The organism is Methylophaga nitratireducenticrescens, assembly GCF_000260985.4.
GTDB lineage: Bacteria > Pseudomonadota > Gammaproteobacteria > Nitrosococcales > Methylophagaceae > Methylophaga > Methylophaga nitratireducenticrescens.
In genome coordinates, this window is the sequence record NC_017857.3 from 672774 (window position 1) to 683112 (window position 10339).

Here is a 10339-nt window from a genome sequence, read left to right on the forward strand (position 1 = left end):
CAACGCAGGAGGGCGGAAAAAGAGCTCCAGCCCTTCGGGTTGTGATTGAAAAAAACGCCACCCGGTGTTGCTCCTTATTCATTTAGAACAACAAAACTTCACTCCTCGCACCTTGTGTGATGTTTTTTCAATTCACAACAGCGTAGGCTGTGAAAGATAAATAGGCCCTAGAGTACCCATTGCTTTGCTTTTGGACAAGCATCAGCTGTTAAAACCTGTGTTAGAATTTGCGCTTAATCAATTGGCTTCATTGGAATTATCACATTGGCACAAGCGACACGGGCAAACGACAAAAATAAACAGGATGTCACCGCTGGCGCAGTCGGATTCAGACTTCGTGAAGCGGCACTGATTCTGGCGCTCGCATTAGCGGCTTATTTATTACTGTCTTTAGTAACCTACGAACCTACCGACCCCGGCTGGTCAACCACCGGAACAGATGATCTGATTGCCAATCGCGGTGGTATTGTCGGCGCATGGCTTGCGGATGCTTTGCTGTACGGCTTTGGTTTCCCGGCTTATCTTGCGCCATTTATGGTGGGCTTTAGTGGCTGGCTTTTATTCAGTTGGGGCAAACGTGCCGATGGCGACGATGCATTACATTTCTGGGTATTGAAATCAGTTGGATTAGTAATGGCCTTGGCCGCAGCCAGTGGTTTGTCTTCCTTGAGTTTAATGGACTACGCCGATTTGTTGCCATTAGGGGCTGGCGGGGTGCTGGGTGAAGTGGTCGGCCATGGTTTTGAATCGGTTTTTGGTGCTTCCGGAACCAGTTTATTGCTATTGGCGCTGCTATTGACCGGGGTAACGTTGTTTACCGGTTTATCCTGGCTGATGGTTATTGACCGTCTTGGTGCGATGGCCATGGTGGTGTTAATTCATGTGGCTCGCTGGAGTCGTGAATTAAAGGAAAATTTGCAGGTTAGACGCACCCGTCAGCAACGCGAAGAAACGTTTATTGCCCAGAAAGAAAAAATGCAGCACAAGGCCAAAGTCAGAGTTGAGCCAAAGTTGCAGGTAAAAGAGCCCAGCAAGCGCGAAGAAAAAGAACGTCAGCAACCCTTATTCGAGACACCTGACGCACCCGGCATGCCGACGCTGTCGTTACTGGATCTGCCAAAAGCTGTCACAGCCGGTTACAGTGAAGATGTATTACAAGCGCTATCGCGTCTGGTGGAGTTGAAGTTAAAAGACTTTGGCGTGGAAGTGCAGGTGGTCGAGGTTCAGCCTGGCCCGGTAGTCACCCGCTTTGAATTACAGCCTGCAGCCGGTATCAAGGTTAGCCGCATCAGTGGTCTGGCGAAAGATCTGGCCAGAGCCTTATCGATCACCAGTGTGCGCATTGTTGAGATTATTCCGGGTAAACCCTATGTGGGTTTGGAGATTCCCAACGAAATCCGTGAAGTAGTTCGGTTACGCGAAATTCTCGCCTGTAGTGATTATGAAAACAGTAAATCACCGCTGGTTATGGCCTTGGGTAAAGATATTGCCGGTAGGCCTGTGGTGGCTAACCTTGAAAAAATGCCGCATTTACTGGTTGCGGGTACAACGGGTTCAGGTAAGTCTGTCGCAGTAAATGCCATGATTTTAAGTCTGCTATACAAAGCCACCCCGAAAGAGGTTCGGCTGATTATGGTGGATCCCAAAATGCTGGAATTATCGATTTATGAAGATATTCCACATTTATTGACGCCGGTGGTTACCGATATGAAAGAAGCCTCCAATGCGTTGCGTTGGTGTGTTGCTGAAATGGAACGACGTTATCCATTGATGGCGGCACTGGGCGTGAGAAATATCGCTGGGTTTAATAAAAAAGTTCAGGATGCGATTGATAATGGCGAGCCTATTCCGGATCCAATGGCTGAAGTTTTACCCGGGGAACCGATTCCAACACTAGAAACCTTGCCATTTATCGTGGTGATTATCGACGAGCTGGCAGATATGATGATGGTGGTCGGCAAACAGGTTGAAGAACTGATTGCTCGACTGGCCCAAAAAGCACGTGCTGCCGGTATTCATTTGATTCTGGCAACCCAAAGACCATCGGTCGATGTCATTACCGGCTTGATTAAAGCCAATATACCCACACGAATGGCGTTTCAGGTATCGTCGCGAATTGATTCACGCACTATCCTTGATCAGATGGGAGCGGAGCAGCTATTAGGACAGGGCGATATGTTGTATCTGCCCCCGGGCAGTGGATTACCGGAGCGTGTGCATGGTGCCTTTGTCGATGATCATGAAGTGCATGCTGTGGTGAATTTTCTGAAAACTCAGGGCGGCCCAAATTATCTGGAAGAAATTACCCAGGATAATACTGATGATGATAACGAGGGTGGCAGCGGCATCGGTGATGCCAGTGATGGAGAATCTGATCCACTCTATGATCAAGCGGTGCAGATTGTGACTGAAAGCCGCCGCGCTTCTGTTTCCGGAGTACAGCGTCGCCTGAAAATCGGCTATAACCGCGCGGCTCGCATTGTCGAAGCGATGGAAGCTGCAGGTGTGGTTTCAGCAATGCAAACCAATGGTAGTCGTGAAGTATTAGCACCCCCTCCGCGTAATTAATGCAATTAGTTAGTAACAGTTGATGTCTTAGTTGTTCCTGAAATGATTTGGAGTAAAGAAATGATAAAACGCTGTGCAACACAGTGGTTGATGCTTGGATGGTTAGTTCTGCCATCATTGGCATTTGCAGAATCAGCTGTTGATAGGCTCAATACATTTGTTCAGGAGGTCTCCCAGTTGGAAGCGGACTTCCAGCAAACCGTGATTGATACTGATGGTCAGGTCGTAGAAGAAGCAACCGGCCAGTTTCTGTTATCCAGACCTGGTAAATTCCGTTGGGATTATGAAACGCCTTTCCCTCAACAAATCGTAGCTGATGGCGAGCGGATCTGGTTTTACGATGTCGATTTGGAACAAATTACTGTCAAGTTACAGGATGAAGCCTTAGCTGAGACGCCGGCAGGTTTATTATCAGGCAATACCCTGCCAGAATCGGAATACGATATTCAGGAACTGGAATCGGAAGACGATTTGCAATGGGTTCGACTGGTACCAAAAGCGGATGATAACAATTACCAGACCGTCGCTTTGGCTTTTGATGAAAAGGGGATTCGTGAAATGCTGATGGTAGATAGTTTTGACCAGCGCACCCGTCTGGTGTTTAAAAATCTGCAGATTAATCCCGATTTACCGGCATCAAGATTCGAATTCAAAGCGCCGTCAGGTGTTGATGTGGTGGGCGACGTTCCCTAATGAGTCTGTTTGATAACCTGCATCCACAGGTCGGCCGCCCATTGGCTGATCGGATGCGGCCACAGTCGCTTGAAGAATATATCGGTCAGCAACATTTACTGGCTGAGGGGAAGCCATTAAGGCAAGCCATCGCCACAGGCCAGCCGCATTCAATGATCTTCTGGGGCCCTCCTGGAACCGGTAAGACAACGCTGGCACGATTGATCGCCGGTTACTGTGATGCGGAATTTATCAGTATTTCGGCTGTATTGGCCGGGGTCAAAGAAGTTCGTGAAGCCGTCGCCAGAGCCAAACAGCTGCAACAGGAACGTGGTCGCCGCACCATGCTGTTTGTCGATGAAGTACATCGGTTTAACAAGTCGCAGCAGGATGCTTTTCTTCCCTATGTAGAGGACGGCACCTTTACCTTTATCGGTGCCACCACTGAAAACCCATCATTTGAATTAAATAACGCATTGTTATCACGGGCACGCGTGTATGTGCTCAAGTCGCTGGAAATTAATGATTTAAAACTGATCATTGAGCGGGCGATGCAGGATGGTATTCGTGGACTTGCTGGCCGTGATATCGCTATGAGCGATAAGTTACGTGAACAGTTGGCACAAGCAGCTGATGGTGATGGCCGAAGGGTGCTGAACCTGTTGGAAATTGCCATTGATTTAGCAGACAGTAAACAGCAAACCGAAGTCGATGAGACAGATCTGGCCGAAGTGTTATCGGGCACTTTAAGACGATTTGATAAGGGCGGAGAAGCTTTTTACGATCAGATATCGGCATTACATAAATCGGTCCGCGGCTCTTCGCCCGATGGAGCGTTGTATTGGTTGTGCCGGATGCTGGACGGCGGTTGCGATCCGGTTTATCTGATGCGACGTATTGTGCGGATGGCGGTTGAAGATATCGGTAATGCTGATCCGCGGGGCTTGCGTATTGCGCTGGATGCCTGGGAAAGTTTTGATAAACTGGGTCGTCCTGAAGGCGAACTGGCGATTGCTCAAGCCGTGGTCTATCTGGCCAGTGCATCAAAAAGTAATGCTGTATATACCGCTTTTAAAGCGGCGATGCAGGATGCCAGGAACTTTGGTTCAGCCGAAGTGCCTTTGCATTTGCGTAATGCCCCGACCAAGCTGATGAAAGAGCTGGATTATGGCAAGGAATATCGTTACGCACATGATGAGCCCGATGCGTATGCGGCGGGTGAAAATTACTTTCCTGAAACGATGCCTCAGCGACACTATTATCAGCCGGTTAACCGTGGTCTGGAAATCAAAATTGCCGAAAAACTGGCGCATTTGAGAGAACTGGATAAACAACGCCGCTAACTGAAATTAACCAGTATAAATATCGTAACGGGTATTTTTGCTTTCAATGCTGACGTGTGGTTTTTGATCGGCAAAAAATTCAGCACCTTTTGGTCGTTTAACGGTTACCCGTTTTAACGCAACTTTACGTGCAATATTGACTAATTCGGCACTATTACTATCGGGTCCGACCAGCTGATGTAAAAGCTGCATTTCCTTTTTGACCAGAGCTGATTTTTCTCGTGCTGGATACATCGGATCCAGATAAACCACATCCGGTCTTTCTGCTTCGCTAAGGCTGGCTAAATACTTGGTAGCATCGCCCTGGTGTAACTGCATGCGCGAGATAATTTGTGCCGTCTCTGCATCAGTTTGTGCTCGTTGCATCGCATCGGCCAATAGAGCTGCTACAAGTGGTTGCTGTTCAATCATTGTCACCTGACAACCGAGACTGGCAAATACAAAAGCATCTCTGCCAAAACCGGCAGTGGCATCAATGATAGTTGGATTAGCACCTTTTTTAAGGCCTACAGCTTTCGCCAGTGGCTGACCCCGTCCCCCACCAAATTGACGTCGGTGCTGATTTTTACCGCTAACAAAATCGATAAAAACCGGCCCCCCCAGCTCGGGATAACGAATTTCCAGCCGGGTAGGGGTTAAAATCAGCTGGGCTTGTTCTGCATCAGGCAACTTCAATTCAAGATTAAGCTGCTCGGCCAGTAATACTGCCCTATCGCTCAAAGTGGCATCGGTTACAGCCAGAGAAGTTATCTGAATTGTCACAGCAGATTATTGACTGATAATAAAATCACCAAAAGCACGGCTGCCTTTTCCGGTTTTAACATCAGTAATACGTTTGCCTGTAGTCGTATCAATGATGGATACACTGTCACTACCCCAGTTGGAAACGTAGAGATGTTTACCATTGGCTGTTATATCAATACCTTCCGGACTGTCTTCTACCTCAATTGTATTAATGTTCTTCTGTGAAGCAATGTCTATCACCGATACGCTGTTTTCATCCTGATTGGTCACATAAAGAAACTTGCCATCAGGGCTAGCCACCGCACAGTAGGGCCATTCACCAACCGCAATGGTGGCCGCTACAGTCAAGTTATCAGTATCAATCATCGTTACACTGTTATCCTGAACATTCACGCTGAAAAGCCGTTGACCATCCGCCGTTAATGCAAGGCCAAACGGTGATTTGCCAACCTTTACGGTTTCCAGCACCTGTTCAGTAATAGTGTCAATGATGCTGACAGTGTTGTCATCACGGTTAGCAACATATAATCGGTTACGTGATTCATCGAGGATAATACCTGCAGGTGATTTCCCTACATCGATACGGTGACGGATTTGTTGTTCATCAACTTCGACAATACTGATTTTATGTTCATACCAGTCAGCTACATAAGCAATGCTGCCATCATGGTTAGTGGCGATACCTACCGGTCCCTGACCGACTGTAATCTGGCTGATTTCAGTTAATTTACGCGCATCAATCACGGAAATATTCTGACTGTCTGGATTGGTCACCATCAGCCGTTGTCCATTCTGACTTAATGCCACGCCTGCCGGGGCTTTGCCTGCCGTGATCGTTTTAATAGCTTCCTGTTTATTGATATCAATTACCGTAATGTCATCACTGAGCTGATTAGTGATAAAGGCATAGTTAGCTGATTCCGCACAGGCGCTTAGGCTGGTCGTTACAAATATAAAAAAAGCGACCCGATTAAGGGCCGCTTTCAGAAAAGCATTTTGGTCTTTTGAAAAAAGCATTATTTTTCCATAATGTTTTTCAGGTTTTCCAAACCGCTTTTATATACAGCCGTTACAGCTTCAACTGCTTCAGCATCAGACTGACCTTCTGGCACTGGGGGGTTACCCATGAAAGAACGATAAAACTTTCCACGCCATCTGACTTCTGTACCACCATCAACTTCTTTTACAAACATCCATGATTTGTAGGTAGAAACGGGCAGTGTGTAGTAAGGCGTATCTTTACTATTAAACGTAATGGTTTTAACAACGCTCATGTCGGTGATTTTGTAAATCAAGGACATTTTTTCGTCGTTAATTTTATCCAGCTCTTCGGTAATAGTCGGGTTACCTTCACTTTTCAATGTTAAAACGCGAACCTTATCGCTCTTCATCTCAACACTTTCAACTGCTGGGTGCCATTTATCAATGGCGCTAAAATCCTTGAGCATGGTCCAGACTTTCTCAGGTGAAGCATTAATCACTATTTTCTCATCAACTTCCTGACGAGTAGGGCCGTGCGCTGTGGCTACCAAAGGTAAGGCGATAACTGCGGCTGCAACGATTTGCAAAAATTTCTTCATTCTTAAATTTCTCCGTTTGATCGGTGGTTTACCAAAACATCTGCAGGAACTTTGAGTCAATACCCATGGAGCTAGTTCCTCAAACTTAACATGGCGACAACACTTTAGCCGATACAGAATGGTTTTTCCACACAGCGATTTGACTTAACTACAGCGATTCAAGAAAATTACTGATCTTTATATCTAATATCGGCAGTAATAAATGGCGCCACTGATCAAAATCAGGGATTTGTATTTTAACCGTGGAGACAAAGTTATCTTCAGCGGTGTGGATATTGATATCTACCAAGGTAAGGTAACCGCTATCATGGGGCCGAGTGGTACGGGTAAAACCACGCTGTTGAAACTGATTGGCGGTCAGCTTAAACCGGATCGCGGCACTGTTGAAGTTGACGGTCAAAATGTCCACAAGCTTTCTCACTCCAAGCTCTACGAATTGCGCAAGCGAATGGGAATGTTGTTTCAAAGTGGTGCATTGCTGACCGATCTCAATGTTTTTGAAAATGTTGCTTTTCCATTGCGTGAACATTCCAGGTTACCCGAATCCATGATTCGTGATCTGGTGTTAATGAAACTCCAGGCCGTGGGCTTAAGAAATGCCCGGGAGATGATGCCGGCTGAGTTATCTGGTGGTATGGCACGCCGAGTTGCTTTGGCCCGAGCCGTCACACTGGACCCGATGATGATTATGTATGATGAGCCCTTTACCGGACAGGATCCCATTTCAATGGGAACGCTGGTGAACCTAATACGCCGTATCAACGATGCCATGGGGCTCACCAGTATTATCGTATCTCACGATGTCGCTGAAACCACCAAAATTGCGGATGAAATTTATCTGTTATCCGGTGGAAAAGTCATTGAGAAAGGTAATCCAGAAACGCTGAAAACTTCTGGCTCGGAGTGGGTGAAGCAATTTTTACAGGGTTTGCCAGATGGACCGGTTCCGTTTCATTACCCGGGTAATGATTTTAAAAATGATCTGTTGAATTCAAAGGAAACACAATGATCGAGCTGCTGCGCAGCCTTGGTCGCTGGGGACAAAATACCTTTCAGCGACTTGGACGGGGCCATTTGTTCTTAGTGCAGATGCTGGCAGGGATTCCAAGCTCGGTATTCCGCTTTTCACTGGTTGTTCAGCAATTATTTTATGTGGGCGTTTTATCAATACTCATCATATTGATATCCGGCTTATTTGTCGGCATGGTTCTTGGGCTTCAGGGGTATAATACGCTGGTAGATTTTGGTGCTGAAGAATCCTTAGGTGTGCTGGTTTCATTGTCATTAGTCAGAGAACTTGGTCCGGTTGTCAGTGCATTACTGTTTGCTGGTCGAGCTGGTTCAGCCCTGACGGCTGAAATCGGTTTAATGAAAAGTACAGAACAGTTATCAGGGATGGAAATGATGGCTGTCGATCCGATGCGCCGTATCATTGCTCCAAGATTTTTAGCCGGTCTTATATCCATGCCATTACTGGCCGCTATCTTCAGTGCTGTAGGAATATTTGGTGCTTTTTTGGTTGGACATGGCCTGCTCGGTGTCGATGATGGTGCTTTCTGGTCGCAGATGCAGGCTAAAACTGACTGGTATGAAGATATCCTGAACGGGGTAATAAAAAGTATTGTCTTTGGTTTTGTCGTGACATGGATTGCTCTGTTTGAAGGTTATGATGCTTCACCAACTTCGGAAGGTGTGGGGCGCGCCACAACGCGGACAGTTGTCCATTCCGCTTTCGCTATTCTCGGCCTGGACTTTGTTCTGACTGCGTTGATGTTTGGAGATGTTTAAATGAATTCGAAAAGAAGTACCGAAATTATGGTCGGTTTGTTTGTCGCCGCTGGCATGGCAGCCTTATTTGTGTTGGCTATGAAGGTCAGTAACCTTGGCGATATTACTGATGAAAAAGGCTATGAAGTCGTCGCCAATTTTCAGAATATTGGTGGTTTGAAGCCACGATCTCCAGTGACGATGGCTGGCGTAAGAGTTGGTCGTGTGACATCAATATCACTGGATCCTGACACCTATGATGCAAAAGTCACCATTAATATCTATCCACAGTATGACAACATTCCGATAGATACCTCTGCCAGTGTCTTTACTGCAGGTCTGCTGGGAGAGCAATACATCAGTCTATCGCCAGGTGCGGATGATTTTTTCCTGGAAGACGGTGATGTGATTGATTTGACTCAACCAGCGGTGGTATTGGAGCAGGTGATTGGTCAATTCTTGTACAGTACAGCGGAAGGTGAATAAGATGATTAAATTTAAACAGGTATCTCTCCAGTTAATGGCAGCATTTTTGCTGGGCATGCTGGCGTTCAGCGCATCTGCTCAGGCGATGCCGGAACCACAGGCTTTAGTGAAAGAAGCCTCAGACAACATGCTGAAAGCTTTGAAGGAGAATGAAGCTGAACTGGAAACCAATCCGCAGAAAATCTATACACTGGTGCAGGATATTCTGTTTCCACATTTCGATTTCGAGCGTATGGCCAAACTGGCATTAGGTCTAAGCTGGCGCGATGCATCTGCTGAACAACAGGCCAAATTTGTTGAGGAATTCCGTCTGCTGCTGGTCAGAACCTATGCCACGGCAATGCTGGAATATACCAACGAAGAAATCCGCTTTCTGCCTTTTCGTGATGATGTGGAAAAAGGCCGGGTAAGTGTGCCAATGGAAGTAGTTCAGCCAAATGGTCCTTCGGTTCCAATGGCATTGTCGCTTTATAAAGACAAGAACGATGAATGGAAAGTATACGATGTCAAAATCGAAGGCATCAGTCTGGTCACTAATTACCGCTCAACCTTTAACCGTGATATCCGAACTAGTGGCATGGATGCGTTGATTGAAAACCTTGCCAAACGCAATGATAAAGCCAGATGATGAAGCTGATTTTTGATGATGTCACCAAACGTATCCTGGTGTCCGGAGAGTTGACGTTTGATACGGCGGCCAGCGGTATCTATATGACGGATCAATTGTTTGTTGAAACGGATACGCTCGATGTTGATTTAACTGAAGTCAGTCGCAGTGATAGTGCCGGATTGGCTTTATTGATCGAATGGATGCGTCAGGCTGAAAAATTAAACAAGCCGATTCGTTATTTTAATATGCCGGCACAGATGCTGGCGATGGCAGAAGCAAGCGGACTGGAAGAACTTCTTCCTCTGCAATAACTATAATTTAAGTGGTGAAACATGAAAGCAGCAGATATCAAAGTAATGATTGAAGCAGGCTTACCCGATGCTGATGTTGAAGTGTTTGGTGAAGATGGCCAGCATTTTGATGCTCGGGTTTTTAGTCCGTCATTCTCTGGAAAAAGCCTGATAGAACAACACCGTATAGTCAAAGCAACCTTGGGTGACAGCTTCAGTAGCGGTGCTGTACACGCATTGTCACTGAAAACGGGCGTCTCTCGCTAATCCATTCCCTTA

At 46.5% G+C, this 10339-nt stretch carries 12 protein-coding genes; 9 read left to right on the forward strand and 3 right to left on the reverse strand.

The window, feature by feature from the left end:
- The first annotated feature begins 264 nt into the window (after positions 1-264).
- The 3 genes from Q7A_RS03150 to Q7A_RS03160 are packed head-to-tail and all read left to right on the forward strand — an operon-like array spanning position 265 to position 4583.
- Positions 265-2568, forward strand: a complete 2304-nt coding sequence (locus tag Q7A_RS03150; RefSeq protein WP_014705887.1) for a DNA translocase FtsK — start codon at positions 265-267, stop codon at positions 2566-2568.
- 60 nt (positions 2569-2628) lie between these two features.
- Positions 2629-3261 carry an outer membrane lipoprotein chaperone LolA gene (gene lolA / locus Q7A_RS03155; protein ID WP_014705888.1) on the forward strand — a complete coding sequence of 211 codons (633 nt, stop codon included), beginning with the start codon at positions 2629-2631 and terminating at the stop codon, positions 3259-3261.
- The gene (locus tag Q7A_RS03160; protein WP_014705889.1) at positions 3261-4583 is read left to right on the forward strand and encodes a replication-associated recombination protein A; all 1323 of its coding nucleotides are present in this window, start codon (positions 3261-3263) and stop codon (positions 4581-4583) included. Before lolA ends, Q7A_RS03160 begins: the two co-directional genes overlap by 1 nt.
- 6 nt (positions 4584-4589) lie before the next feature.
- Here the strand turns inward: Q7A_RS03160 and Q7A_RS03165 are convergent, their stop codons facing one another.
- Genes Q7A_RS03165 through Q7A_RS03175 form a run of 3 tightly spaced genes read right to left on the reverse strand, consistent with a single transcriptional unit; the run spans position 4590 to position 6907 of the window.
- Positions 4590-5345 carry a class I SAM-dependent methyltransferase gene (locus Q7A_RS03165; RefSeq protein WP_014705890.1) on the reverse strand — a complete coding sequence of 252 codons (756 nt, stop codon included), beginning with the start codon at positions 5343-5345 and terminating at the stop codon, positions 4590-4592.
- A 6-nt stretch (positions 5346-5351) separates the two neighbouring features.
- A complete protein-coding gene (locus Q7A_RS03170) occupies positions 5352-6344 on the reverse strand; it encodes a YVTN family beta-propeller repeat protein (RefSeq protein WP_014705891.1) in 993 nt (330 codons plus the stop codon).
- Complete coding sequence (locus Q7A_RS03175; RefSeq protein ID WP_014705892.1) at positions 6344-6907, reverse strand: SRPBCC family protein; 564 nt, start codon at positions 6905-6907, stop codon at positions 6344-6346. Before Q7A_RS03175 ends, Q7A_RS03170 begins: the two co-directional genes overlap by 1 nt.
- A gap of 202 nt (positions 6908-7109) precedes the next feature.
- Here Q7A_RS03175 and Q7A_RS03180 point away from each other — a divergent pair, with 202 nt between their 5' ends.
- From Q7A_RS03180 to Q7A_RS03205, 6 genes are read left to right on the forward strand one after another with little or no spacing between them, the layout of a single operon-like run.
- Positions 7110-7916, forward strand: a complete 807-nt coding sequence (locus tag Q7A_RS03180) for an ABC transporter ATP-binding protein (RefSeq protein WP_014705893.1) — start codon at positions 7110-7112, stop codon at positions 7914-7916.
- A complete protein-coding gene (gene mlaE, locus Q7A_RS03185) occupies positions 7913-8695 on the forward strand; it encodes a lipid asymmetry maintenance ABC transporter permease subunit MlaE (RefSeq protein ID WP_014705894.1) in 783 nt (260 codons plus the stop codon). Before Q7A_RS03180 ends, mlaE begins: the two co-directional genes overlap by 4 nt.
- The gene (gene mlaD, locus Q7A_RS03190; RefSeq protein ID WP_014705895.1) at positions 8696-9160 is read left to right on the forward strand and encodes an outer membrane lipid asymmetry maintenance protein MlaD; all 465 of its coding nucleotides are present in this window, start codon (positions 8696-8698) and stop codon (positions 9158-9160) included. It begins immediately after the preceding gene.
- Between the two features lies 1 nt (position 9161).
- The gene (locus Q7A_RS03195) at positions 9162-9788 is read left to right on the forward strand and encodes an MlaC/ttg2D family ABC transporter substrate-binding protein (protein WP_014705896.1); all 627 of its coding nucleotides are present in this window, start codon (positions 9162-9164) and stop codon (positions 9786-9788) included.
- Positions 9785-10081 carry an STAS domain-containing protein gene (locus tag Q7A_RS03200; RefSeq protein ID WP_014705897.1) on the forward strand — a complete coding sequence of 99 codons (297 nt, stop codon included), beginning with the start codon at positions 9785-9787 and terminating at the stop codon, positions 10079-10081. The genes Q7A_RS03195 and Q7A_RS03200 overlap by 4 nt, the downstream gene beginning before the upstream one ends.
- A 21-nt stretch (positions 10082-10102) precedes the next feature.
- The gene (locus Q7A_RS03205) at positions 10103-10327 is read left to right on the forward strand and encodes a BolA family protein (protein WP_014705898.1); all 225 of its coding nucleotides are present in this window, start codon (positions 10103-10105) and stop codon (positions 10325-10327) included.
- The last annotated feature ends 12 nt before the right edge of the window (positions 10328-10339 follow it).